The following is a 24834-nucleotide window of genomic DNA, read 5'->3' on the forward strand; positions in this document are numbered from 1 at the left end:
TTCTATGTTCTCCGTTTACGCTTTCGAACCAACGGACTCGCCGCTGGAACGGAAGACGCGCACGCTCTTGCCGTCGACTTCCTTGATCGCCACGCGGTCGGCCTTGCCGGTCGCAGCGTTGAAAATCGCCACATTCGAGATGTGGATAGGCATGGTCTTGTCCACGATGCCGCCCGGCTGGTTCTGCATCGGGTTCGGCTTCACGCTTTTCTTGACGACATTGATGCCTTCGACCAGCACATGGTTTTCGTCGACACGAGCCAGCACGACGCCGCGCTTGGTCTTGTCTTTACCAGTGAGAACGATGACTTCGTCGCCTGTACGGATCTTGTTCATCTTGACCCCTTACAGCACTTCGGGCGCCAGCGACACGATCTTCATGAACTTCTCGGTACGCAGTTCACGCGTAACGGGTCCGAAGATACGAGTACCGATGGGCTCGAGCTTGGCGTTGAGCAACACGGCGGCATTGCCGCCAAAACGGATAAGCGAACCGTCTTTACGACGAACGCCCTTGGCGGTGCGAACCACCACGGCGTTATAGATTTCGCCCTTCTTAACGCGCCCACGCGGAGCCGCATCCTTGACGCTGACTTTGATCACGTCGCCGATGCCGGCATAGCGGCGCTTGGAGCCGCCGAGCACCTTGATGCACATAACTGAGCGCGCACCGGTGTTGTCGGCCACATCCAACTTGGTCTGCATTTGAATCATGGTTTACCCTATTCCAACTTAACCCGAAGCATTCCGGAACCCAGTGCGCAACCTTGGGTTGCTACCAGATCCCACAACGCAGCCGATCAGTTTTGGTCCCGTAAGACTGCCAGCTGATGCCGACCGCCCTGGGTTGAAATTCCTGATGCGAAGGTTTGCACCTACCGCTGCCTGCTTGTAGACCACCGGCATGGCATGAAATGCAGTCATGAAAACGACGCGCACCCCTTGCACACCACCGCTGGGCTGAAGACCTGGCAGTAGACACTGGCCCCTGCTTTTCTGCCCTGATGTGTTCCCGCCTAGAGAGGCTGTGACGCCAGACCAGAAGGAAGCCAATGAATATAGCGCGGTTTTCGTGCTGTGGCAATACCCAGTTCAAGGCGACTTGGTGACACCGCAACAACACACGGGTGCTCATCCATTAGGTGCGGGCGCTTGCGAAAGAACTGGATGGCCCATGGCGCATCTGGCAGACTTGCCGCGCGGTCTGATGATCCGCCGCTGCCGCCAACCGCCATGCCGGACGCCGTCCTGCGGCCGTAAATGCGTCGGCGCGGCCAGGTAGCTTCCTGGCCGGTTCCTTTGCCTATTGGAGCACCGACATGACGGACAAGCCTACGCAGCAACCCATCGACCTTACGGAAGCCGATCTGGACTTGATCATCGGCGGCGGAACCGCGGTCAATGCGGGCAGCCTCAACCTGGCCAACCTCAACGTTCAAGGCATGGATCTCGAGACGGCCATGATGGCCGTCCAGTCGCAGCGCGCCACGTTGCTCGAAGATCAACTGAAATCGCAGATCGCCAGCGTGCAGGCCAAGAACGATCAGATCGGCCATTTGAATGCCGCTGTCGGCAGTTTGACCACCGCGGCCAACTCCTTCCAGTCCGGTGACCACGCCGATACCCAACTGGGTGCGCATCTGTCCGGGTCGGCCAAGACGGACCTGATCAACAGCACGATCAGCTCGCTCAAGGCGCACGGCGTGGGCGAAGAACAGCTCAAGGACGGCCAGCTGACCCGGGGTGAAGTGGAAAGCCTGATCTCGTCCACCAAGTCGCAGATCGACGCCGCGTCGAATTCGCAGCAGATGGACATGCTGCGCCTGCAATCGCTGTCCAACAAGCGCAACGAAGCGTTCGACGTCATGACCAACTTCGTGAAGAAGATGCAGGAAAGCCGCAGCTCGATCATCGGCAACATGCGCTGAAGCCAATTCGCCGGTTTCGTCTGTGCGCAACAGTGCGCATAGGAAACCGGCACTGAATCTGGCAAACTTCACCCGCCGCGGTCGATCCGACCCAAGGGCGGTTCCATCGTGTAACGGGTGACAGGGCGGCGGCTTGCCGCCGGCTGTCCCTCACGCCGGCCGCCTCTCCTCCCGCATTCCTCCAAGCAGACAGGCATGACCCAGCGTGAATCGTTGTTCCGCGCCGCCGCGGCAAATGCCGTGATCGAAAACACGGCGTTCGACGATTCACTAAGGATCATGCGGCCGCGCCTGTGGGTCGCCGGCGCGGTGCTGGCGCTGCTGGTGGCGGGCGCCCTGGCATGGAGCTTCTTCTTCACCATTCCGGTTGCGGTGTCCGGCCAGGGCATCCTGCTGGCGCCGGGCGGCGTGACCGACATCTTTTCCGAAGCCAATGGCCGGCTGCAGGCGATCACCGCCAAGCCCGGCGATGTGGTCAAGGTGGGTGACCTGATCGCCCGCGTGGAACAGCCGGAAGTACGGCTGAAGCTGACGCTGGCGCAGGGAGAACTGCAGGATGCCGAAAAGCTGCGCCGCCAGGTGATCGACCTGCAAGGACGCGACACGGGTGCGCGGGGCGGTTTCGAATCGGCGCGGCTGGTGTCCCTGAACGGGCGCATCGAGGCCCTGCGCAAACGGGAAGCCGTGCTGCGTGAACGGGCCGACGTGATGGGCAACCTGGTCACCAAGGGCTTTGTGACGCGCGATCATGCGCTGTCGGCCAGCCAGGACCTGCTGACGCTGACCAGCCAGATTGCCGATGCCGAAGATGAACGCAACAAGATGCAGGCCGAGGCCGAAGTGCGGCGCAGCGCGGACCAGCGCGCGCTGCTGGAAGCCGATCAGAAGGTGACCAATGCGTCGCGCGGGGTGCAGGCGCTGCGCGAGCAGCTGACGCGCATGGACGCGGTGCTGTCGCCGTTTGCCGGCAAGGTCATCGCCACCAAGGCGAATGTGGGCCAGATCGTGCAACCGGGCACGCCCATCCTCACCCTGGAACGGCAAGGCGCGGCGCGGGCCGGCGTGCCGATGGTGGTGGTGTACGTCACGGCGGCCGATGGCAAGAAGATCAAGGTGGGCATGCCGGCCGAAGTGTCGCCGTCCACCAGCCGGCGCGAAGAAGAAGGCTTCATGCGTGGCCGCGTGGTGCGCGTGGCCGATGTGCCGGCCAGCAGCGCCAGCATGGCCCGCGTGCTGCAGAACGACCGCCTGGTCGAGACCTTCATGAGCGGGCTGCGCACGCCGTTCGAAGTCGAAGTGGAACTGGAAACCGAACCGGGTGATCCGACGACCCCCGTATGGTCGTCGCAGCGGACCCGCGCCCTGAAAGTGGACAGCGGCACCCTGGCCGATATCCGTTTCACGGTGCGCAGCATGCCGCTGATTGCCGTGGCCATTCCTGCGTTGCAGGATCGTGGCCAGGCGGCGCAGCCTTGACCCGTGCCATGAAAGGAAGCCTTTTCGGGCGCCGGCGCACCCCCACCGTCCTGCAAATGGAAGCGGCCGAATGCGGCGCCGCGGCCCTGGGCATCGTGCTGGCGCACTTCGGGCGCTGGATCACCCTCGAGGAACTGCGGGTGGCGTGCAACGTGTCGCGCGACGGCAGTTCGGCCGCGGCCATCGTGCGGGCAGCGCGCCACCATGGCATGCAGGTCGTGGCCCAGCGGATGGAGCCGGCGCACCTGCGCACGAATCCGATGCCGGCCATCGTGCATTGGGGCATGAACCATTTCCTGGTGGTCGAAGGGGTCGGGCGCGGGGTGGTGTACCTGAACGATCCGGCGCAGGGCCCCCGCACGGTGTCGGACGAGGAGTTCGACCGCAACTTCACGGGTATCGTGCTCACGCTGACGCCAGGGCCGGACTTCGTTCCGGCGGGCCACAAGCCGTCGATCCGCCGCGCACTGGAAAGCCGCATCCAGGGCACAGGGGGGCGCTGGCCTTCGTGCTGGCGCTGTCGGCCGTCCTGATCGTGCCGGGCTTGCTGGTGCCGGTGTTCACGCAGGTGTTCGTCGACCAGGTGCTGGTCAATCATTTCGACAGCTGGCTGGTGCCGCTGCTGGCCGGCATGGGCATCTGCGCGGTCGTGCACGGTCTGCTGGTCTGGCTGCAGCGCGACGCCATGCTCCGCTTCGAGACGCGGGTGGCCCTGCTGGGCGCGCTGCGCTTCGTGAATCACGTGGTGCGTCTGCCCGTGGCCTATTTTGCGCAGCGGCACCCCGGCGATGTGTCGAGCCGCGTGATGCTGAATGATCGGATCGCCCAGCTGGCCGCGGGTGACGTGGGACTGCTGCTGTTCAACATGATCACCGCGTCGGCCTACCTGGCCGCGATGACCTGGTATGCGCCTCGGCTGGCGGGCGTCGTGCTGCTGTTCGCGCTGGCGAGCCTGGGCATTCTGTCCTTGCTGTCCCGCGCGCTGGCGGACGACAACCGGCGGTTGCTGTCCGCCTTGACCATGCAGACCGGCTTTGCCAAGCAAGGGCTGCAGATGGTTGAAGGGTACAAGGCCAATGGCACCGAGGACCACCTGCGCAGCCGGCTGGTATCGATGAATGCCCGCGTCATGAATCTGCGGCAGGCGCTGGCCACCCGGCAGGTGCGCCTGACTGCGCTGCCCCGGCTGGTGGCCACGGCCGCTGGCGGCATCGTACTGGTGCTGGGCGGGAATATGGTGGTGGCCGGCGACCTGACGATAGGCATGCTTGTGGCGTTCCAGGCGCTGATGGCGGGCTTCATGTCGCCGGTCGGCCAGCTGGTGCAGCTGGGCAGCAAGATCCAGGACGGCCAGGCCTACCTGCAGATGGTGAACGACACCATGCAACACCCGCTGGCGATCGAGTTCACCGCCCGGCCCGAAGGTGATGGCGGCAAGGCCCGCCCGGCCGGCAAGCTGGAAGTGCGCAACCTGTCGTTTTCGTATTCGCCAGGCGTGGCGCCTTTGCTGGATGGCATTTCCTTCACGCTTGCGCCCGGCCGCCGGCTGGGCATCGTAGGCGCGTCGGGGTCGGGCAAATCGACGCTGGCGTCATTGCTCGCGGGCCTGCTTCCGCCCAATCAGGGCGAGATCCTGATCGACGACCGCAACATTGCCGAGATGCCGCGCGCGGCGTTCCGTCAGGCCCTGGCCTACGTCGATCAACGGTCGGCCATCTTCCAGGGCACGGTGCGTGACAACATCAGCCTGTGGGACCCCAGCCTGCCCGACGACCGCCTGATCGCCGCCGCGCGTCTGGCCCTGATCCACGACACCATCCTGCAACGCCCGGGCGGCTATGGCGCCGCGGTGGCCGAAGGCGGGACCGATTTGTCGGGCGGACAGCGCGCCCGGCTGGAAATCACGCGCGCGCTGGTGCGCGACCCGCGCCTGCTGATCCTGGACGAGGCCACCGCGGCCCTGGACAGTGACACGGAGGCGGCACTGTTCGGCCACCTTCGCGGCATGGGCGCCACGCTGGTGGTGATCGCTCACCGGCTGACTGCCGTGCGGGACTGCGACGAAGTCATCGTCCTGGACAAAGGCCGGATCGTGCAGCAAGGCGACCCCGATGTATTGATCGGTATGGCAGGCCCTTTCCGCACCCTGATGACCGAGGTGGACGCATGAGCGCCCGGCCCCTGCCCCCGGCGGGCTCGCACGACGAACCGCGCGCCGGCGAGCCATCCGCCCAGACGCCTGGACCGGGTGCACCCGACGAACCGGCCTTGCACGAAGTCACGTCCGCCACCTTTGCGCTGGACACGGTCGGCGACTGCTTTGTGGTGGCGACCGGTGAAGTGCGCGTGTTCGCCGCCTCCACCACCGACGCGATCGCCCGCCGGCCCATCGCACGCATCGCTGCGGGCGGATTGCTGTTCGGCGTCGGGACCAGCTTTTTGGCGACGAGACCCTGATCGCCGTCCGGACGCGGGACACGCACGTGTTCCGCCTGCCCGGCCGTTCGTGGGCCGTGCCGCAACCCTCCGCGGAATTTGCCGACGGACTGGACGCGTGGATCGCCACGATCATTGCCGGCGTGGCGCGGGTGATCGAGCCCAAGCCGCGCGCCAACGTGGTGGTTTCCCCGGAACAGGCTTTTGCCGTCGCGCAGGCCGGCGACGTGTTGGGCACCCACGGCCGAAGCATGTGGGCGCGCGTTCATGGCAGCAGCCGCCTGTTGGGCCTGGAAACCGTGTCGCCCGGCCTGGTGCCGCTGACCGCCAGCCACTGGCTGGTGCTGGATGCGGGCGCGCCCATCGAAACCCTGAGCTGGCAGGACGGGCTGGCTGGCGACGACTGGCATGAACGGCTGGACGTGTTCCATGAAGCCATCGTCGAACTGCTGCCGCTGGTGCGGGGCCTGGGCGAAGCGGACGAATTCAACCGCCTGACCGCCCGCCGCGCGGCGGAACGCCATGCCGAACACGACACCGCCGGCCGCTTTGCCGGCGTGCTGGGCAACCCGCTCCCCCAGCGGCGTGGCCAGCGCCGAACCGCTCCTGGACGTCATGCGCCGGATCGGCAAGACACTGGATATGGCCATCGAGGCGCCCGTGCGTGCCCGGCAGGCGCAGGTGGACCGTCCCGCAACGGCGCAGGAAATCGCGCGAGCGTCAAAGATCCGCCTGCAGCCCGCGCGGCTGAAGAACGACTGGTGGCGAGCGGATGGCGGCGCCTTTCTGGCCGAACGACTGACCGGCGAGCCCGTGGCCCTGCTGTTCCGGGGCGGCCACTACGATGAAGTGGACCGGCACGACGGCACGCGCCGCGTCACCGCGACGACCGCGGCCGAACTGTCGGCCTCGGCCTGGACGATGTTCAAGCCGCAGCGGCCCGGCAAGGCCTCCTTCGCCAATCTGTTTTTCGACAGCATGAAAGGGAGCCGCGGCGACCTGCTGGGATTCTTCGCGACCATGCTGGTGGGCAGCGCGCTGGCCCAGGTACTGCCCATGGCGACCGGGTTCATTCTGGGTGTGCTCGCACCGTCCGCCATGACCAGCCAGCTGGCCCAGGTCGGCGTGGCCATCGTCATGATCGGCGTCGTCGGCTACCTGCTGCAGGTGGGCGGAGAGATCGCCAAGCAGCGGGTGCAGGCGCGCAGCAATGGCGAGTTGTATCGGGTGATCTGGGACCGGATCGCCAGTCTTCCGCTCAGCTACTTCCGCACCCAGGGCAGCGCCGAGCTGGTCGGGCGCGCCGGATCGGCGATTTCGGTGCCGACCGGCGTGCAGATCTTCCTGTTCACCGCGGCGGGCAGCCTGGGCATGATGGTGTCCAGCCTGGTCACCTTGCTTCTGAATCATCCGCTGATTGCCCTGGTGGCCCTGGGCCTGGCGACCCTGCAGGTGGGTATCGGCGCGCTGGCCGGCTATCTGCAAGCCCGCGCCTATCTGAATGGCGAACAGCTGGAAGGCCTGGCCGACAGCCTGTTCGTGCAGATGATCAACGGCCTGATCAAGCTGCGGTCGGCTGGCGCCGAAGACCGCGCCGTCACGCGATGGGGCGACCGCTTTGCCGCCATGCGCCGCCGGATGGTCAAGGCACGGCGGGTCATGAATGCGTACGAAGCCACCCTGACGGCCCTGTCCCTGCTGTCCGCCGCCGTGCTATTTGCCGTGGTCCACCTGCTGAATCAGGGCGATCCGGCCAGCGCTTTGCCGGTCGCCAAGGTGGTGGCCACCCTGACGGCGTTTGCCATCCTGCTGTCGGCGGTGGGGCAGCTGACCGCAGGACTCCTGTCGGTGTGGATGCTGGCGCCCAGCTGGAAATATGCGTTGCCGCTGCTCGAAACGCAGCCCGAGCCCACCGCGGGGCGCAGCGACCCGGGCGAACTGACAGGCGCACTGGAATTTTCGAACGTGCAGTTCCGCTACGGCAGCGACGGGACGGTGGTGTTTGGCAACTTGAGCTTCAAGGCCGCGCCGGGCGAAATGATCGCCATCGTCGGCCCGTCCGGCTGCGGCAAGTCCACCCTGGTGCGTCTGGCGCTGGGGCTGGAAACGCCCTCGTCAGGCGCCGTATATGTGGACGGCCAGGATCTCCGGTCCATGCACCCCGCCGCCTACCGGACGCAGGTAGGCGTGGTGCTGCAGGACGGCGCCCTGCCGCCGGGCACTTTGCTCGAGATCGTGCGGGGCACGTCGAATGCCACCGTGGACGAGGTCTGGCGCGCGCTGGCACAGGCCGCCGTGGCCGACGACGTCGCCGCCATGCCCATGGGAATCCATACCCTGCTGCACGATGCGGCCCGCACGCTGTCGGGAGGCCAGGTGCAACGACTGGCCCTGGCCCGGGCCTTCGTGCAGCAGCCCCCATCCTGATCCTGGACGAGGCCACCAGCGCGCTCGACAACACCACGCAGGCGATTGCCATGCGCACCATTCTTGGCCTGTCGTCGACACGTATCGTGATCGCTCACCGTATCAGTACGATCCGGCAGGCCGATCGCATCCTGGTGCTGGGCCAGGGCAAGGTCGTGGAAGAAGGAACCTACGACGAACTGGTGGCGCTGGACGGCGCCTTCGCCAGACTGGCCGCGGCATAGTCGGAAGGAGGAAGAAGGCCGGCGTACGCCGGTCTTTGCTGACGACGGCGGACGTGAGCATCGCTGCCACCGACGCTTCCCAATGGGAGGCTCGCCGCGACGTTCCCGCGCTGACGCCCCTGCATCGACGCCGACGCGGCGACGCCCACGCATCAGAAGCCCCAGACGAAAAAACGCGGAAGTCCTTCCTGCAGTTGCCTGCAGGGCGGTCTTCCGCGTTCCTAGTGCTTGTCGACCCGCGGCTTGCGCCGCCGGGTCACCGCAGGATCAGACGATCCGTGCGGCTTCCAACAGGCGAACCACGGTCCATGCCTTGGTCTTCGAGACCGGGCGTGTTTCCGAGATCTCGACCAGGTCACCGGTCTTGTACTGGTTCGTTTCGTCGTGTGCGTGGTACTTGTTCGAACGCACGATGATCTTGCCGTACAGCGGGTGCTTGACGCGCCGCTCGACCAATACGGTCACGGTTTTGTTCATCTTGTCGCTCGTCACACGGCCCGTCAGAGCACGCTTCAGTTTTGCTTCGCTCATGATTACTTCCCGGCCTTTTCGCGCTGCACGGTCCGTACACGCGCGATGTCGCGCCGTACTTTGCGTAGCTGGCTGCTATTGGAAAGCTGCTGGGTAGCCATCTGCATACGCAGACTGAACTGGGCCCGGAGCAGACCTTCGAGCTCTTTGGTGAGCTCTGCTTCGTCTTTCGAACGGAATTCGCTTGCTTTCATTCCTATCCCCTTACGCGCCGATGTGGCGCGTAACGAAGGTGGTCGAGATCGGAAGCTTGGCGGCCGCCAGGCGGAAAGCCTCGCGCGCCAGTTCTTCGTTCACACCGTCCATCTCATAGAGCACTTTGCCCGGCTGGATCTCGGCAACCCAGTACTCAGGGTTACCTTTACCGTTACCCATCCGAACTTCAGCAGGTTTCTGCGAAATCGGCTTGTCTGGGAAAATCCGGATCCAGATCCGGCCGCCGCGCTTGATGTGACGCGAGATCGCGCGGCGAGCCGCTTCGATCTGACGCGCCGTCAAGCGACCGCGGCCCGTGGCCTTGAGACCGAATTCGCCGAACGACACGTTAGCGCCGCGCGTGGCCAATCCGGTGTTACGGCCCTTTTGTTCCTTGCGGTATTTTCTGCGTGAAGGCTGCAGCATCTTTATTCTCCGTCTTTGGCAGGCGCGGCTGCATCAGCCGGCTTGCGCGGCGCGCGCTTGGCAGCGGCGCCAGCATCCGGTGCGGCAGCTGCGACAGCGCCGTCACCTTCAGGCTTGCGGCCACCACGACCACGCGGGGCGCCAGGACGATTGCCCGGACGCTCGTTGCGGTCATTGCGGTCGTTGCGGGGGCCACGACGCGGCTTGCGCTCATCGTCCTTGCTCGCTTCCGGCACGGCATTCTGTTCGGCTGTGCCAAGGGTATCGCCCTTGTACACCCAAACCTTGATGCCGATCAGGCCGTAGGTCGTGCCGGCTTCCGAAGTGCCGTAGTCGATGTTCGCGCGCAGGGTGTGCAGCGGCACACGGCCTTCGCGGTACCACTCGGTACGGGCGATTTCGATGCCGTTCAGACGACCGGCGCTCATGATCTTGATGCCTTGAGCACCCAGACGCATCGCGTTCTGCATGGCGCGCTTCATGGCGCGGCGGAACATGATGCGCTTTTCGAGCTGTTGCGAGATCGAGTCGGCGATCAGCTGGGCGTCGATTTCCGGCTTGCGGATTTCTTCGATGTTGACGTGCACAGGCACGCCCATCAGACGCTGCAGATCGGCTTTCAGGATTTCGATGTCCTCGCCCTTCTTGCCAATCACCACGCCCGGACGAGCCGAGTAAATGGTGACGCGCGCATTCTTGGCCGGACGCTCGATGATCACGCGACCGACGGAAGCGCCTTTCAGCTTCTTCTTCAGGTATTCGCGAACCTTGATGTCTTCCGCGAGCATGACGGCGTAGTTGCTGCCGTTGGCGAACCAACGGGAGGACCAATTACGGCTGACCGCGAGTCGGAACCCGGTTGGATGAATCTTCTGTCCCATCGTGGCTCCTTAGTTGCCGACCGTGACCACGATGTGGCAGGTCTGCTTCTCGATCTTGACGCCGCGGCCCTTCGCACGAGCGTCGAAACGCTTGAGCGAGGTGCCCTTGTCGACGATGATGGTCTTGACCTTCAGTTCGTCAATGTCGGCGCCGTCATTGTGCTCGGCATTCGCGATAGCGGATTCGACCACTTTCTTGATGATGCCGGCGGACTTCTTGGGCGTGAACGTCAGGATGTTGATGGCCTGAGCGACCGACTTGCCGCGGACCAGGTCCGCAACCAGCCGAGCCTTCTGGGCCGAGACGCGGACGCCGCGCAGTTTTGCTGTGGTTTCCATAGCCCCGATTACCTCTTGGCCTTTTTGTCCGCAGCGTGGCCCTTGAACGTACGGGTCAGCGCGAACTCACCGAGCTTGTGACCAACCATGTTCTCGTTGACATACACGGGAACGTGCTGACGGCCATTGTGCACAGCGATCGTGAGCCCGATGAAATCGGGCAGGATCGTGGAACGGCGCGACCAGGTCTTGATTGGGCGTTTGTCTTTTCCGGCCGTGGCGGTCTCGACCTTCTTGAGAAGGTGAAGATCGACAAACGGTCCTTTCTTGATAGAACGTGACATGCTTGCCTCGCTTACTTCTTCTTGCGCCGCTGGACGATCATATTGCTCGTCCGCTTATTGCGGCGGGTCTTGAAACCCTTGGACGGAGTGCCCCAGGGGCTGACCGGTTCGCGTGCTTCGCCGGTGCGACCTTCACCACCACCGTGGGGATGATCGACAGGGTTCATTGCAACGCCACGAACGGTAGGACGAATACCACGCCAACGCGTTGCACCGGCTTTGCCGATCTGGCGCAGGCCATGCTCTTCGTTGGAAACTTCGCCGATGGTAGCGCGGCACTCGATGTGCACCTTCCGGACTTCGCCGGAGCGCAGGCGAACCTGAGCGTAGGTACCTTCACGAGCCAGCAGCACTGCCGAAGCACCGGCCGAACGCACCATCTGGGCGCCCTTGCCAGGCAGCATCTCGACGCAGTGAATCGTCGAACCGACTGGAATGTTGCGGATAGGCAGGGTGTTGCCAGCGCGGATAGGCGCTTCGACACCCGACAACAGCGTTGCACCGACTTCCAGACCGCGTGGCGCAATGATGTAGCGACGCTCGCCGTCGGCGTAGCACACCAGAGCGATGTGCGCCGTGCGGTTAGGATCGTATTCAATACGCTCGACCTTGGCCGGAATGCCGTCCTTGGTCCGCTTGAAGTCGATGACACGATAGTGTTGCTTGTGACCACCGCCACGATGACGGGTAGTGACATGGCCGTTGTTGTTGCGGCCAGCGTTCTGGATCTGTTTTTCCAGAAGCGCGTCGAGCGGGCGGCCCTTGAACAGGTGGGGATGAACCACCTTGACCATGCCGCGACGGCCGGCGGAAGTCGGCTTTAGCTTAACGAGGGGCATTTACTTCACCTCCTGCGCAAAGTCGATTTCCTGACCTGGCTTCAACGACACGTACGCCTTTCTTTCGTTCCGGCGACGACCCATGAAACGGCCAAAGCGCTTGACTTTGCCCTTGGTATTGAGCACCTGCACGGACTCGACCTGCACCTTGAAGAGCAGTTCGACGGCAGCCTTGATTTCTGGCTTGGTGGCATCCTGGATGACACGGAAAGCCACTTGCTCGTTCTTGTCGGCAATGAACGTGCTCTTTTCGGAGACGATCGGGGCCAACAGGACTTGCATCAGACGTTCATTCTTGCTCATCCCAGCATCTCCTCGAGCTGAGCGATCGCTGGCTTGGTGATCAACACTTTGTTGTAGTGGATCAGCGACAGCGGATCGGCGTAACGGGACTCGACCACGGCGACGTGCGGCAGATTGCGCGTGGCCAGGTAGACATTTTCGTCAACCGTATCGGTGATGATCAGCACCGACGACAGACCGAGCGTCTTGAGCTTGTCAGCGGCCAACTTGGTCTTGGGCGACTCGAGCACAAACGCATCGACGATCGCGATACGGTCTTCACGGGCCAACTGGGAGAGGATCGAGCGCATGCCGGCGCGATACATCTTCTTGTTGACCTTCTGGCTGAAGTTTTCGTCGGGCGAGTTCGGGAAAATCCGACCACCCCCACGCCACAGCGGCGACGACGACATACCGGCACGAGCGCGGCCCGTACCCTTCTGGCGCCACGGCTTCTTGGTCGTGTGCTTGACTTGCTCGCGGTCCTTCTGGGCGCGGTTACCGCTGCGGGCGTTGGCTTGATACGCCACGACCACCTGGTGAACCAGCGCTTCGTTGAATTCGCGGCCGAAAATGGTATCCGGGGCGTTCACGGTTGCGGACGACTGGCCCTGATCATTCAGAAGCTTGAGTTCCATTGTCAGGCTCCTTTGATTGCGGGACGCACGACGACATTCGCGTTGGCGTGGCCAGGGACGGCGCCACGGACCAGCAGCAGGCCGCGTTCGGCGTCCACACGAATGACTTCGAGGTTTTGCACAGTGCGTTGCACGTCACCAAGGTGACCTGCCATCTTCTTGCCTGGGAACACGCGACCCGGATCCTGCGCCATACCGATGGAGCCAGCCGAGTTGTGCGAAACCGAGTTACCGTGCGATGCACGGTTCGACGAGAAGTGGTGACGCTTGATCGCGCCCGAGAAGCCCTTACCGATCGTGGTACCGGTCACGTCGACTTTCTGGCCAACGGTGAACACGGACTCGACAGCGACAACGGCGCCTGGAGCGAATTCGGCCGCTTTGGCCGGATCAAGACGGAATTCTTTGAGCACGCTGCCTGCTTCGACACCCGCTTTCGCGAAGTGACCGGTAAGCGGGCTGGTGACGCGCGATGCGCGGCGCGTACCAAACGTGACCTGGACGGCTGCGTAGCCGTCGGCTTGCGGGGACTTGACCTGGGTCACACGGTTGTTCGACACGTCCAGTACCGTCACAGGGATGGATTCACCATCGTCCGTGAAGATACGGGTCATGCCAACCTTGCGACCCACCAAGCCTAGCCGGAATGCGGCTGGCGTGGAGGTCGTCGATTGGGTCGACATCGTTTTCTCCGTTCCCGACTGCGATTGGCCGGGGCTAAAAATGGCATTACGCCAGAATGTGGTAGGTACTGCGGTAGAGCTTTGATGCGTTGCCAGCAGGGCTGACGCTCGATTCAGGCGATCCACGCGTCTGCCATCTGCTTGTCGGCAATCTGCCAGTCGAACTTATACCCGTGGTCGAGGCAAGGCCCCGGGGCAAAACCCATTGACTACGCAAAAAATTGCTGGCAAGCCGGCAAGTATAGCTTGCACCCCGCGCTCATTACAAGGGCGGGGTGCAAATACGAGACGATTAGTTCAGGGCGATTTCGACGTCGACACCTGCGGGCAGGTCCAGGCGCATCAGCGCGTCAACGGTCTTGTCCGTGGGATCCACGATGTCCATCAGGCGTTGATGGGTGCGGATCTCGAACTGATCGCGCGACGTCTTGTTGACGTGCGGCGAACGCAGCAGATCGTACCGGCGGATACGGGTCGGCAGCGGCACGGGACCACGGACGACGGCGCCGGTCCGCTTCGCGGTTTCAACGATTTCAGCGGCCGATTGGTCGATCAGCTTGTAGTCGAAAGCCTTGAGGCGGATGCGAATCTTTTGCTTTTTCATGGGACATTCCTAAAGAGCGAGGGTGGATGACGCCGTGGCGCCTTCCGAAGCATAGTGGTGGAAAGCGCCGAAGCGCTTTCCGGACGTAGGTACCGAGTCTTACTTCAGGATCGTGGCAACCACACCGGCGCCGACGGTACGACCGCCTTCACGGATGGCGAAGCGCAGACCTTCTTCCATGGCGATGGGGGCCAGCAGCTTGACCGTGATCGACACGTTGTCGCCTGGCAGAACCATTTCCTTGTCTTGCGGCAGTTCGATCGAGCCGGTCACGTCCGTCGTACGGAAGTAGAACTGGGGACGATAGCCGTTGAAGAACGGGGTGTGACGACCGCCCTCTTCCTTCGACAGCACGTACACTTCGGCCGTGAAGTCGGTGTGCGGCTTGATCGAACCGGGCTTGCACAGCACTTGGCCGCGTTCCACGTCTTCGCGCTTGGTGCCGCGCAGCAGGATACCGACGTTGTCGCCAGCCTGACCCTGGTCGAGCAGCTTGCGGAACATTTCCACGCCCGTGCAAGTGGTCTTGACCGTGTCCTTGATACCGACGATTTCGATTTCTTCGCCGACCTTGACAATGCCGCGCTCGATACGACCGGTCACGACCGTGCCGCGGCCCGAGATCGAGAACACGTCTTCCACAGGCATCAGGAAGGCGCCGTCCACGGCGCGCTCAGGCGTCGGGATGTACGAATCCAGTGCGGCGGCCAGCGCATTGATGGCCTGCTCGCCCAGTTCGCCCTTGTCGCCTTCCAGCGCCAGCTTGGCCGAACCCTTGACGATCGGGGTGTCGTCGCCCGGGAAGTCGTACTTGCTCAGCAGCTCGCGCACTTCCATTTCGACCAGCTCGAGCAGCTCGGCGTCGTCGACCATGTCGCACTTGTTCAGGAACACGACGATGTAAGGCACGCCCACCTGGCGAGCCAGCAGGATGTGTTCACGCGTCTGGGGCATTGGGCCGTCAGCGGCCGAGCACACCAGGATTGCGCCGTCCATCTGGGCAGCGCCCGTGATCATGTTCTTGACGTAGTCGGCGTGGCCCGGGCAGTCAACGTGTGCGTAGTGACGCGTTGCGGTTTCGTACTCGACGTGCGCCGTGTTGATCGTGATGCCGCGCGCTTTTTCTTCAGGCGCCGCGTCGATCTGGTCGTAGGCCTTGGCTTCGCCGCCAAATGCCTTCGACAGCACGGTGGTGATCGCTGCCGTCAGCGTGGTCTTGCCATGGTCGACGTGACCGATGGTGCCAACGTTGACGTGCGGCTTGGTACGTTCAAACTTGCTTTTTGCCATGATTTCTCTTCCTGCAGATGCTCTGGAGGTTCAGTGTGATTGCGTGATGCCTGCCAATTACTTGGCGCGGGCGCTCATGATTGCCTCGGCGACGTTCTTAGGCGCTTCAGCGTAATGCTTGAATTCCATCGTGTACGTTGCACGACCCTGGGTCGCGGAACGCAGCGTGGTGGAATAACCGAACATTTCAGCCAGCGGAACTTCGGCCTTGATGGCCTTGCCGCCGCCCACCATGTCGTCCATACCCTGGACCATGCCGCGACGCGAGGACAGATCGCCCATCACGTTGCCTGCGTAGTCTTCCGGCGTTTCGACTTCCACGGCCATCATCGGTTCCAGCAGAACCGGGCTGGCCTTGCGCATGCCGTCCTTGAATGCCATCGAGGCAGCCATACGGAACGCGTTTTCGTTCGAGTCGACATCGTGGTACGAACCGAAGAACAGGGTGACCTTCACATCGACCACCGGGTAACCGGCCATCACGCCAGCCTTCAGCGTTTCGATGCAACCCTTTTCCACGGCCGGGATGAATTCGCGAGGAACCACACCGCCCTTGATGGCGTCGACGAATTCGAAGCCCTTGCCCGGTTCCTGGGGCTCGACCTTGAGCACCACGTGACCGTATTGACCGCGACCGCCCGACTGCTTGACGAACTTGCCTTCGGACTCTTCGCAGGTCTTGCGGATCGTTTCGCGGTACGCGACCTGGGGCTTGCCCACGTTCGCTTCCACGTTGAATTCGCGCTTCATGCGATCGACGATGATTTCCAGGTGGAGCTCGCCCATCCCGGAAATGATGGTCTGACCCGATTCTTCATCGGTATGCACGCGGAACGACGGATCTTCCTGTGCCAGACGGTTCAGCGCCAGGCCCATCTTTTCCTGGTCGGCCTTCGTCTTAGGTTCCACGGCCTGCGCAATCACGGGCTCGGGGAAGATCATCTTTTCGAGGGTGATCACGGCTTCGGGATCGCACAGCGTTTCGCCGGTCGTGACATCCTTCAGGCCCACGGCCGCGGCGATGTCGCCTGCCAGGACCTGCTTGATTTCTTCGCGCTGGTTCGCGTGCATTTGCAGCAGGCGGCCCAGACGTTCCTTCTTGCCCTTGATCGGGTTGAACACCGTGTCGCCCGAGTTGATCGAGCCGGAGTACACACGAATGAAGGTCAGCTGACCCACGAACGGGTCCGACATCAGCTTGAACGCCAGCGCCGAGAACTTTTCCTTGTCGTCGGCATTGCGGGTGATCGGCTGATCGTTGTCGTCGGTGCCTTCGACCGGCGGAATGTCCACGGGCGACGGCAGGAATTCGACGACGGCGTCGAGCATGGCCTGCACGCCCTTGTTCTTGAAGGCCGAACCGCAAAGCATCGGCTGGATTTCGCAGGCGATGGTGCGCACGCGAATACCCTGCTTGATTTCTTCTTCGGTCAGTTCACCGGTTTCGAGGTACTTGTTCATCAGTTCTTCTGACGATTCAGCAGCGCTCTCGACCAGCTTTTCATGCCATTCGTTGCAGGTGTCAACCAGTTCGGCCGGAATGTCGGCGTATTCGAACTTGATGCCCTGGCTGGCTTCGTCCCAGACGATGGCCTTCATCTTGACCAGGTCGACGACGCCCTTGAAGGTGTCTTCGGCGCCGATCGGCACGTGCAGCGGAACCGGATTGGCCTTCAGGCGAAGACGCATCTGGTCGTAGACCTTGAAGAAGTTGGCGCCGGTACGGTCCATCTTGTTCACGAAGGCCAGGCGCGGCACGCCGTACTTGTTGGCCTGACGCCAGACGGTTTCCGACTGGGGCTGAACGCCACCCACGGCGCAGTAGACCATGCAGGCACCATCGAGCACACGCATCGAGCGTTCGACTTCAATCGTGAAGTCGACGTGTCCCGGGGTGTCGATGATGTTGATGTGATGCTCGGGGAAATTCCCGGCCATGCCTTTCCAGAAGCAGGTCGTGGCAGCCGAGGTAATGGTGATACCGCGTTCCTGCTCCTGCTCCATCCAGTCCATCGTCGCTGCACCGTCGTGCACTTCGCCGATCTTGTGGTTGACGCCCGTGTAGAACAGAACACGTTCGGTCGTGGTGGTCTTCCCTGCGTCGATGTGCGCGGAGATGCCGATATTGCGATAACGCTCGATCGGGGTCTTGCGGGCCATGATCGGATTCCTTGTGACTTGAGTAGTCGGCCTGCCGGCAGCCGCCGGCAGGCGCGGTGTTGCTTACTTGCGGGCGATTACCAGCGGAAGTGGCTGAATGCCTTGTTGGCTTCGGCCATCTTGTGCGTGTCATCGCGCTTCTTGACAGCGCCGCCACGGCCTTCGGCCGCGTCGAGCAGTTCGCCGGCAAGGCGAAGGTCCATGGACTTTTCGCCACGCTTCTTGGCGGCTTCACGCACCCAGCGCATGGCCAGTGCCAGGCGGCGCACGGGGCGCACTTCAACCGGCACCTGATAGTTCGCACCGCCAACGCGGCGGCTCTTGACCTCGACGATCGGCTTGACGTTGCCGATGGCCTGACCGAACACCTCGAGAGGGTCTTTGCCGGCCTTGGTCTTGATTTGCTCGAACGCGCCATAAACGATCCGCTCTGCAACGGCCTTCTTGCCGGAGAGCATGATGATGTTCATGAATTTGGCGAGTTCCACGCTTGCGAACTTTGGATCAGGCAGGATTTCGCGCTTGGGTACTTCACGACGACGTGGCATTTGAACACTTCCATATGTCAGTTCAGTTGAACCGCTGAGCAACGCGCTCGCGGCCATGGTTGTCCTTGTGGCTCATGCCTGGACAACCCCTTACTCGCACAGCTTCCTGCAACTTCGGGCAGGTGACGCTGGCGGGACAAAACCGGTAAAACGACCCGGGCGATGCACGATGTGCGATGCCGCGGGCTGAAACGCCCTTAGACCTTCTTGGGACGCTTCGCGCCGTACTTGGAGCGCGACTGCTTGCGGTCTTTCACGCCTTGCAGGTCGAGCGAACCGCGCACGATGTGATAACGCACACCTGGCAAGTCCTTTACCCGGCCGCCGCGCACGAGCACAACCGAGTGCTCTTGCAGGTTGTGGCCTTCACCGCCGATGTACGAGATGATCTCGAAACCGTTGGTCAGGCGGACCTTGGCAACCTTCCGCAGTGCGGAGTTAGGCTTCTTTGGCGTGGTGGTGTAAACACGCGTGCAGACGCCGCGACGCTGCGGGCTGCTTTCCAGAGCAGGACTCTTGCTCTTGGCGTGGCTGGATTCGCGCGGCTTGCGCACGAGTTGGCTGATAGTAGGCATGGCCCTCTTCCGTAACCTGGTTAGGTCTCTGGGGTTAGTCTGTGAGCGGATGCTGGCGAACCGGCATGCACGAGGCCGCACATAAAAAACGAGTGCACGCAAAGACCTGCTTGCACGTATGTGCGGACTAAAAGTTTTACTGCTGGGTTTCTACTGCTGGGGAGGGTTGTGCCGCGACGCGGCTCTTGAACAGCAGATGGGGTACCGCAGCTCGGCAAGGTGTCTAGGCCGGTGGTGTCGGGCAATCTGCAAGGCGTGGTGTCAAGGCACGGCAGGCAAACGGGGTTTTCACCCAGCGGGTTATTCACCCAACGGGCTTTTCACCCTTCCCGACCCCCCGACAACCTGCGTCGGCACTGGGTCAATCTGCAACTAAAGAACGCGCGGCCCGGGCGAGCCGACTCCAGAGAGCCTTTAATGATAGCCCGGGGTTGTGGAACAGTCAAATATGGGGACGGGGAAACCCCAAGGTGACGCCGGGGTGGCGTGTTTACGACATCCCGGCGCGTCGTGCACGCCTCTGTTGCTGGTCAAGGCGAGGTCGGGTCACGGCAGGTGAGGTCAGGCCTGTGCCAGGCCGGGTCAGGCCTTGGCCGTCCCGGTCAGGACCCCCTGCGCATTTGATCCAGCTCGATGGATTCGAACAGGGCCTTGAAGTTACCTTCGCCAAAGCCCTCGTCACCCTTGCGCTGGATGATCTCGAAGAAGATCGGGCCGATCACCGTCTGGGTGAAGATCTGCAGCAGCAGTCCCCCGCCCGGCGCACCGTCCACCAGGATCTTGTTCTTGAACAGCGCCGGCACGTCTTCGCCATGGCCAGGCAGGCGCTTGTCCAGCAGTTCGTAGTAGGTGTCGGGCGTATCCAGGAACACCACGCCCGACTGGCGCAGCGCTTCGACCGTCTGGTAGATGTTGCTGCTGCCCAGGGCGATGTGCTGGATCCCTTCGCCGTGATACAGGTCCAGGTATTCCTGGATCTGGCCCTTTTCGTTGTTGCCTTCTTCGTTGATCGGGATGCGGATCAGGCCGCAGGGCGACGTCATGGCCTTGGACTTGACGCCGGTCACCTGCCCTTCGATGTCGAAATAGCGGATTTCGCGGAAGTTGAAGTAGCGCTCGTAGAAGTCGGCCCATTCGTTCATGCGGCCGCGGTGCACGTTGTGCGTCAGGTGGTCGATGGTGACCAGGCCGGCCCCGCGCGGGTGCAGGTCTTCCTGGGCGTGCTCGGTATCGATGGGCTCGAAGTCCACGTCGTAGATGTCGATGTCGCCAATCCCGCCGTTGCGGCCGCCCTTGCCGCGCCATCGGTCCACGAAATAGATGACCGAGTCACCGATGCCCTTGATGCCAGGAATGTTCAGTTCCATGGGGCCGCTCTTGGCGTCGAAGCCCCAGGCGCCCAGTTCCAGTGCGCGCTTGTACGCGAAGGCGGCGTCTTCGACCCGAAAAGCGATGGCGCAGATGGACGGGCCATGCTGGCGCGCGAACCGCTGCGCGAAGGAGTCGGCCTCGCCGTTGACGATGAAGTTGATGTCGCCTTGCCGGTACAGCACCACGTTCTTGTGACGGTGCCGGGCAATCGCCTTGAAGCCCAGGTTCTCGAACACCTTGCCCAGGGCCTCGGGATCGGGTGCGGCATATTCGACGAACTCGAAGCCGGCGGTGCCCATCGGGTTGTCCCACAGTTCGAATGGGGGGTCATGTCTCGCTCCAGAAGCACGGACGGTTGCCGTGCGCAGGCAGGTGGATAGGGGCACGCCGGACAGCGCGCGCGCTGGCTTTGATTCTAGGGAAGTCACGGAGGCAGAAGATTGCCTTTGGTGCTTCATTCACGACTACGCAAGCAATACTATTGCTGTAATACGCCAATTCATGGCAGGAGATGCCCATGCAGGATTTGGACCGCACGGACCGCCGCATTCTGGAGGTGTTGCAGCAGGACGGCCGCCTGACCAACCAGGAACTGGCCGACCGCGTGTCGCTGTCGCCCAGCCCCTGTTTGCGGCGGGTACGGCGGCTGGAAGAAGCCGGCGTGATCCGTCAGTACGTGGCGCTGGTGGACGCCGACAAGGTCGGCCTCGGGCTGCTGGCGTATGTGAGCGTTCGCCTGCAGAAGCATGTCGGCGGCAGTCACCTGCCGATCGATGAATTCGCGCGCGACGTGCAGCGCTGGCCGGAAGTGGTGGCCTGCTATGCGATGACAGGAGACATGGATTACCTGATGCGTATCCAGGTGGAAGACCTGGCGCATTTTTCTCGGTTTGCCATGGATACGCTGATGAAGCACCCGGCCGTGATCGACATACGGTCCAGCTTTACGCTGAAGAAGATCAAGGAAACGACCGCGCTGGGGGTGTGACCGTTCGCCTTCAGGCGTCCGGCTCGTTAGCCAGCATGCTGCGCACATGGGCGGCCAGGGCATCCAGTACGAAGGGCTTGGCGATCATCTCCATGCCCGGCCGCAGGAATCCCGATCGCAGGGTGGCGTTTTTGGCATAGCCGGTCATGAACAGGATTTTCAGGTCGGGCCGCAGGTCGCGCGCGGCTTCGGCCAGGTCGTGACCGTTCAACCTGGGCATGCCCACGTCGGTCACCATCAGGTCGATCTGCTGGCTGGATTGCACCACGGCCAACCCTTCCAGGCCATCGCACGCTTCGACCGTGCGATACCCCAGGCCTTCCAGCACGTCCAGCACCACCATGCGCACGGCGGCGTCGTCTTCCACCACCAGGACGGTCCTGGGGCCGCCTTCCGGCGCCGAACCATCCAGTTCGAGGTGCGGCGGGTCCTGCGGCACCTCGTTGGCGGTGTCGCCCAGCTGGGCAGGGTCGACACACCGCGGCAGATAGAGCCGCACGCTGGTGCCCACGCCCACTTCGCTGCGGATGCGCACGTGGCCATTCGACTGTTTGGCAAAACCATAGATCATCGACAGGCCCAGCCCGGTGCCCTGCCCGATCGGCTTGGTCGTGAAAAAGGGGTCGAAAGCCTTGGCGATCACCTCGGGCGGCATGCCCACGCCCGTGTCGGTTACCGACAAGGCGACATAATCCCCAGCGCGCATGCCGTCCTGCCGGCGCACGTAGGCGTCGTCCAGGGTCACGTTGTTGGTGGTGATCGCGAGTCCGCCACCTTCGGGCATGGCGTCGCGGGCATTGATGACCAGATTCAGCAGCGCGTTTTCCAGCTGATTCGCATCGGTGTAGGCCGGCCACAGATCCTTCGCCAGCGATACTTCCAGCACGATGCCCTCGCCTATGGTCCGGCGCAGCAATTCTTCAAGCGACGTAACCAGGGTGTTCAGGTCCAGCGCGCGGGGATCCAGCGACTGCCGCCGTGAAAACGCCAGCAGGCGATGGGTAAGCGCCGCTGCCCGCTTGGCGGCGGTGGTGGCGGTATCGATGAAGCGGCCCAGGTTGTCCACCCGGCCCAGCCGGATGCTGCGACGGATCAGGTCCAGCGGGCCGATCACGCCCTGCAGGATGTTGTTGAAGTCGTGCGCGATACCGCCCGTCAGCTGGCCGACGGCTTCCATCTTGTGCGCCTGGCGCAATTGATCTTCGGCCTTGCGCAGGGCTTCCGCAGCTTCCTTTTCGCTGGTGACGTCGCGGCCCACGCCGTGCACGCCCACATCGTCGGCGGCGGCGCGCCACGCGAACCACCGATGGCTGCCGTCCTGGTGCCGCACGCGATTTTCGAACTGGAGCGTGGGCATGCCATGGGACAGCTGGGCCACCGCTGCCTGCGTCGCGGCCTGGTCGTCGGGGTGGACCAGATCCAGGAAGGACGCGTCCACCAGGTCGGCGGGTTCCCAGCCCAGCGCCGTTTTCCAGGCCGGATTGAGCGCCAGGATGCGCATGTCGAAGCCGGTGGCCAGCATCACGTCCGTGGAAAGCCGCCACATCCGGTCCAGGTCGGCGGTGCGCTGGGCAACCCGCTGCTCCAGGGTCTCGTTCAGCCTTTCCAGCTGCAGGGTGGCGCTGGCGCGTTTGAGCGCCGCCCAGGTGCGATCGGCCACGTTGCGCACGAAGTCCAGCTCGGACGCCGCGAAATCCCTGGGCAGGTGATGATGCAGGAAGAACACGCCCTCGAGCTGCCCCTGTTCGATCACGGGCACGTTCACCATGGCCCGCACGCCAAGCCGCAGCAGGGCTTCGGCGTGGATAGTGCTGCGCGTATCCCGCAGCACGTCCGGGATCACGATCGTGTCGCCATCGAGCAGGCGGGCCGTGGTCTGCCCGTAGTCGTCGAACCGGTGTTCGCCGGCCAGACTGACCATCGCCGGGCCGGCGGTCCAGGCGTGTTCGATACGAATGCTTTGCTGGGTCGGATCCACCTGGCCGTAGCCCACGCGCGACAGCCCTCCCATGCGCGCCAGCATCGATACCGCCGCCGACACGATGTCATCGGTGTCATTCAGATCCCGCAGCCGGTCGCCCAAGTCCAGCAGCGCGGACTGGCGTTCTTCGGCCAGCTTTCGAGCGGTCACGTCGCTGACGATGATGCTGGCGAATTCGGGCTTGCCCGACGCATCCTTCAATGCGGAGACATGGTTGCTGACCCAGACGATATCGCCGTCCGGGCGCACGATCCGCTGTTCCACGAAAAACGGTTCGCCGCGCGTACGCAGCAAGGTCATCAGGCGCCGCGTTTCGTTCTGGTCCCTGGCGTGCACCAGTTGCTGGACGTGCTGGCCCACCAAGGTGATTTCAGGCCGTCCCACGATCTCGCAAAAACGCTGATTCACCATGACGATGCGCGCGTCCATGTTGACCTGGACGATGCCCACCGCCGCCTGGTTGATCAGCGCGTCCATTCGGGTACTGTGCAGGCGGGCGGCTTCTTCGGCGCGTTTGCGTTCGGTAATGTCGAACACCAGCACATAGCAGCCACTGACGCGCCCGTCTTTCATCCGGCGCGGCAGGTATTGCATCAAAGCGTGGTGGGGCGTGCCGTCGGCATGCGGCGCGTAGGCTTCGAAGTGGGCCGGGATGCCGACCAGCGCGTCTTCCAGGTGTTTGCGCCGCAGTTCGTAGGCATGGTCGCCCAATACCTCGCGCACCGTCTTGCCGTACAGGGCCTGCGGCGGCAGGCCGAACCATTCCAGGTAGGCCCGGTTGTTGAAACGGAAACGCTGTTCGGCGTCCACGTAGCCGATCAGCGCCGGCAACGCGTCCGTGATCAGCCGCAGTTCTTCGGCGCTTTCGTGCAGGGCCTGTTCGGCACGCTTGTACTCGCTGATGTCCCACGCCACGCCGGAAACGGAACGCGGGGTGCCGTCGTCGTGGTAGCTGCACTGCCCGCGCAGCGCGATCCAGCGCACGCGCCCTTGCGTGACGACCCGGTATTCGTCCTGGTAGGCCTCGCCGCTACGGATGGCCGAGCGGGCCGCCTGTTCGGCGCGCTCGCGGTCTTCGGGGTGGACGTTGCGCAGGAAGTGGGCCAGCGACGCGCCGCGCGCGGCCTCGGCAGCGGTGACGTCATACAGGGCGGCATACCGTTCGTCGGCGTAGACGCGGTCATGCGTGACGTCCCAGGTCCACGAGCCGATCAGTTGCGAGCCGAGCAGGCTGTATTCGGGCGCTTCGTCGCTGGCGCGCAAGGCATCCCGCGTGGCCATGGCCTGGTGGACCAGGGTCACGTCGCATTGCAGGGCGATGTAGTGGGTGACGGCGCCGGTGGCGTCCGCTATCGGGCTCAGGGCGATCCGGTTCCAGAAGAGCGCGCCGTCTTTGCGGTAGTTCTGCACATCGACATACAGGCGCCGGCGTTCGGCGACGGCTTCGCGCATGGCCCGGATCGCGGCGTTGTCGGTCAGCGGCCCCTGCATGAACCGGCAGTTGCGGCCAAGGATTTCGGCCAGCGCATACCCCGTCAGCGCGGTGAACGCTTCGTTGGCGAAGACGATGGGCTGTTCGGCCTCGCGTACATCGGCCACCACCACGGCCATATCGCTGTTGTGAAGCGCATCGAAAAGCCCGCCCAGGCCCGACAGGCTTTGCAGCGTCTCGTGCGGCGCGTTGGCGAGCGATTCCCGCGAAGTAACAGCCATGACATCCCGATAGAG

Annotated in this window: 28 protein-coding genes; 9 read left to right on the forward strand and 19 right to left on the reverse strand. The window is 63.4% G+C overall.

All coding sequences use genetic code 11. The features are described from left to right. Positions 1 to 15 precede the first annotated feature (15 nt). Complete coding sequence (gene rplX / locus ACNANG_RS10205; protein ID WP_179590859.1) at positions 16 to 336, reverse strand: 50S ribosomal protein L24; 321 nt, start codon at positions 334 to 336, stop codon at positions 16 to 18. A gap of 9 nt (positions 337 to 345) precedes the next feature. After that, positions 346 to 714: a 50S ribosomal protein L14 gene (gene rplN / locus ACNANG_RS10210; protein ID WP_179590857.1), complete on the reverse strand. Its 369-nt coding sequence runs from the start codon at positions 712 to 714 to the stop codon at positions 346 to 348. A 605-nt stretch (positions 715 to 1319) separates the two neighbouring features. On the opposite strand from rplN, the gene ACNANG_RS10215 reads away from it, so the two are divergent. The 8 genes from ACNANG_RS10215 (at position 1320) to ACNANG_RS10250 (ending at position 8491) form a co-directional block, all read left to right on the forward strand. Continuing rightward, positions 1320 to 1928 (forward strand): hypothetical protein, encoded by a 609-nt coding sequence (locus ACNANG_RS10215; protein ID WP_420227077.1) that lies wholly within the window; start codon positions 1320 to 1322, stop codon positions 1926 to 1928. 195 nt (positions 1929 to 2123) lie between these two features. Continuing rightward, positions 2124 to 3404 carry an NHLP bacteriocin system secretion protein gene (locus ACNANG_RS10220; RefSeq protein ID WP_420227078.1) on the forward strand — a complete coding sequence of 427 codons (1281 nt, stop codon included), beginning with the start codon at positions 2124 to 2126 and terminating at the stop codon, positions 3402 to 3404. An 8-nt stretch (positions 3405 to 3412) separates the two neighbouring features. Beyond that, entirely contained in the window at positions 3413 to 3937 is a 525-nt protein-coding gene (locus tag ACNANG_RS10225) for a cysteine peptidase family C39 domain-containing protein (RefSeq protein ID WP_420227079.1), read from the forward strand. After that, on the forward strand, positions 3913 to 5574 hold the full coding sequence (locus tag ACNANG_RS10230; protein WP_420227080.1) for an ATP-binding cassette domain-containing protein: 1662 nt from the start codon (positions 3913 to 3915) through the stop codon (positions 5572 to 5574). The genes ACNANG_RS10225 and ACNANG_RS10230 overlap by 25 nt, the downstream gene beginning before the upstream one ends. Further along, on the forward strand, positions 5571 to 5861 hold the full coding sequence (locus tag ACNANG_RS10235; RefSeq protein WP_420227081.1) for a hypothetical protein: 291 nt from the start codon (positions 5571 to 5573) through the stop codon (positions 5859 to 5861). The genes ACNANG_RS10230 and ACNANG_RS10235 overlap by 4 nt, the downstream gene beginning before the upstream one ends. Before the next feature lie 26 nt (positions 5862 to 5887). Beyond that, a complete protein-coding gene (locus ACNANG_RS10240; RefSeq protein ID WP_420227082.1) occupies positions 5888 to 6688 on the forward strand; it encodes a hypothetical protein in 801 nt (266 codons plus the stop codon). A 208-nt stretch (positions 6689 to 6896) separates the two neighbouring features. Beyond that, entirely contained in the window at positions 6897 to 8267 is a 1371-nt protein-coding gene (locus tag ACNANG_RS10245; protein ID WP_420227507.1) for an ATP-binding cassette domain-containing protein, read from the forward strand. A 50-nt stretch (positions 8268 to 8317) separates the two neighbouring features. After that, a complete protein-coding gene (locus ACNANG_RS10250) occupies positions 8318 to 8491 on the forward strand; it encodes a hypothetical protein (RefSeq protein WP_420227083.1) in 174 nt (57 codons plus the stop codon). Positions 8492 to 8758: 267 nt separating this feature from the next. On the opposite strand, the gene rpsQ is transcribed toward ACNANG_RS10250, so the two are convergent. The 16 genes from rpsQ to hppD form a co-directional block, all read right to left on the reverse strand. Next, the gene (gene rpsQ, locus ACNANG_RS10255; RefSeq protein WP_420227084.1) at positions 8759 to 9022 is read right to left on the reverse strand and encodes a 30S ribosomal protein S17; all 264 of its coding nucleotides are present in this window, start codon (positions 9020 to 9022) and stop codon (positions 8759 to 8761) included. Positions 9023 to 9024: 2 nt separating this feature from the next. Next, positions 9025 to 9216, reverse strand: a complete 192-nt coding sequence (gene rpmC / locus ACNANG_RS10260; RefSeq protein ID WP_179590847.1) for a 50S ribosomal protein L29 — start codon at positions 9214 to 9216, stop codon at positions 9025 to 9027. A gap of 10 nt (positions 9217 to 9226) precedes the next feature. Beyond that, positions 9227 to 9643, reverse strand: coding sequence for a 50S ribosomal protein L16 (gene rplP, locus ACNANG_RS10265; protein WP_420227085.1), 417 nt, complete (start codon positions 9641 to 9643; stop codon positions 9227 to 9229). Between the two features lie 2 nt (positions 9644 to 9645). Next, a complete protein-coding gene (rpsC, locus tag ACNANG_RS10270) occupies positions 9646 to 10524 on the reverse strand; it encodes a 30S ribosomal protein S3 (RefSeq protein ID WP_420227086.1) in 879 nt (292 codons plus the stop codon). A 9-nt stretch (positions 10525 to 10533) separates the two neighbouring features. Beyond that, on the reverse strand, positions 10534 to 10863 hold the full coding sequence (rplV, locus tag ACNANG_RS10275; protein WP_420227087.1) for a 50S ribosomal protein L22: 330 nt from the start codon (positions 10861 to 10863) through the stop codon (positions 10534 to 10536). Positions 10864 to 10871: 8 nt separating this feature from the next. Further along, complete coding sequence (gene rpsS, locus ACNANG_RS10280) at positions 10872 to 11147, reverse strand: 30S ribosomal protein S19 (RefSeq protein WP_179590839.1); 276 nt, start codon at positions 11145 to 11147, stop codon at positions 10872 to 10874. A gap of 11 nt (positions 11148 to 11158) precedes the next feature. Next, positions 11159 to 11986 (reverse strand): 50S ribosomal protein L2, encoded by an 828-nt coding sequence (gene rplB / locus ACNANG_RS10285; protein WP_420227088.1) that lies wholly within the window; start codon positions 11984 to 11986, stop codon positions 11159 to 11161. Continuing rightward, complete coding sequence (gene rplW, locus ACNANG_RS10290; RefSeq protein WP_179590835.1) at positions 11987 to 12289, reverse strand: 50S ribosomal protein L23; 303 nt, start codon at positions 12287 to 12289, stop codon at positions 11987 to 11989. Further along, positions 12286 to 12906, reverse strand: a complete 621-nt coding sequence (gene rplD / locus ACNANG_RS10295) for a 50S ribosomal protein L4 (RefSeq protein ID WP_420227089.1) — start codon at positions 12904 to 12906, stop codon at positions 12286 to 12288. The genes rplW and rplD overlap by 4 nt, the downstream gene beginning before the upstream one ends. 2 nt (positions 12907 to 12908) lie before the next feature. Further along, positions 12909 to 13589: a 50S ribosomal protein L3 gene (gene rplC, locus ACNANG_RS10300; RefSeq protein ID WP_179590831.1), complete on the reverse strand. Its 681-nt coding sequence runs from the start codon at positions 13587 to 13589 to the stop codon at positions 12909 to 12911. Between the two features lie 292 nt (positions 13590 to 13881). Continuing rightward, the gene (rpsJ, locus tag ACNANG_RS10305) at positions 13882 to 14193 is read right to left on the reverse strand and encodes a 30S ribosomal protein S10 (RefSeq protein WP_179590829.1); all 312 of its coding nucleotides are present in this window, start codon (positions 14191 to 14193) and stop codon (positions 13882 to 13884) included. A 99-nt stretch (positions 14194 to 14292) separates the two neighbouring features. Further along, a complete protein-coding gene (gene tuf, locus ACNANG_RS10310) occupies positions 14293 to 15483 on the reverse strand; it encodes an elongation factor Tu (RefSeq protein WP_420227090.1) in 1191 nt (396 codons plus the stop codon). Between the two features lie 57 nt (positions 15484 to 15540). Continuing rightward, positions 15541 to 17643 carry an elongation factor G gene (gene fusA, locus ACNANG_RS10315; RefSeq protein WP_420227091.1) on the reverse strand — a complete coding sequence of 701 codons (2103 nt, stop codon included), beginning with the start codon at positions 17641 to 17643 and terminating at the stop codon, positions 15541 to 15543. A gap of 77 nt (positions 17644 to 17720) precedes the next feature. Continuing rightward, positions 17721 to 18191: a 30S ribosomal protein S7 gene (gene rpsG, locus ACNANG_RS10320; protein ID WP_179591046.1), complete on the reverse strand. Its 471-nt coding sequence runs from the start codon at positions 18189 to 18191 to the stop codon at positions 17721 to 17723. A gap of 197 nt (positions 18192 to 18388) precedes the next feature. Further along, on the reverse strand, positions 18389 to 18766 hold the full coding sequence (rpsL, locus tag ACNANG_RS10325) for a 30S ribosomal protein S12 (RefSeq protein ID WP_179591025.1): 378 nt from the start codon (positions 18764 to 18766) through the stop codon (positions 18389 to 18391). A 602-nt stretch (positions 18767 to 19368) separates the two neighbouring features. After that, a complete protein-coding gene (gene hppD / locus ACNANG_RS10330) occupies positions 19369 to 20436 on the reverse strand; it encodes a 4-hydroxyphenylpyruvate dioxygenase (RefSeq protein ID WP_420227092.1) in 1068 nt (355 codons plus the stop codon). A 218-nt stretch (positions 20437 to 20654) separates the two neighbouring features. On the opposite strand from hppD, the gene ACNANG_RS10335 reads away from it, so the two are divergent. Continuing rightward, positions 20655 to 21125, forward strand: a complete 471-nt coding sequence (locus tag ACNANG_RS10335) for an Lrp/AsnC family transcriptional regulator (RefSeq protein WP_420227093.1) — start codon at positions 20655 to 20657, stop codon at positions 21123 to 21125. Positions 21126 to 21135: 10 nt separating this feature from the next. On the opposite strand, the gene ACNANG_RS10340 is transcribed toward ACNANG_RS10335, so the two are convergent. Next, positions 21136 to 24819 carry a PAS domain S-box protein gene (locus tag ACNANG_RS10340; RefSeq protein ID WP_420227094.1) on the reverse strand — a complete coding sequence of 1228 codons (3684 nt, stop codon included), beginning with the start codon at positions 24817 to 24819 and terminating at the stop codon, positions 21136 to 21138. Between the last annotated feature and the right edge of the window lie 15 nt (positions 24820 to 24834).

The organism is Pigmentiphaga litoralis, from assembly GCF_048632615.1.
GTDB classification, from domain to species: domain Bacteria; phylum Pseudomonadota; class Gammaproteobacteria; order Burkholderiales; family Burkholderiaceae_B; genus Pigmentiphaga; species Pigmentiphaga litoralis_B.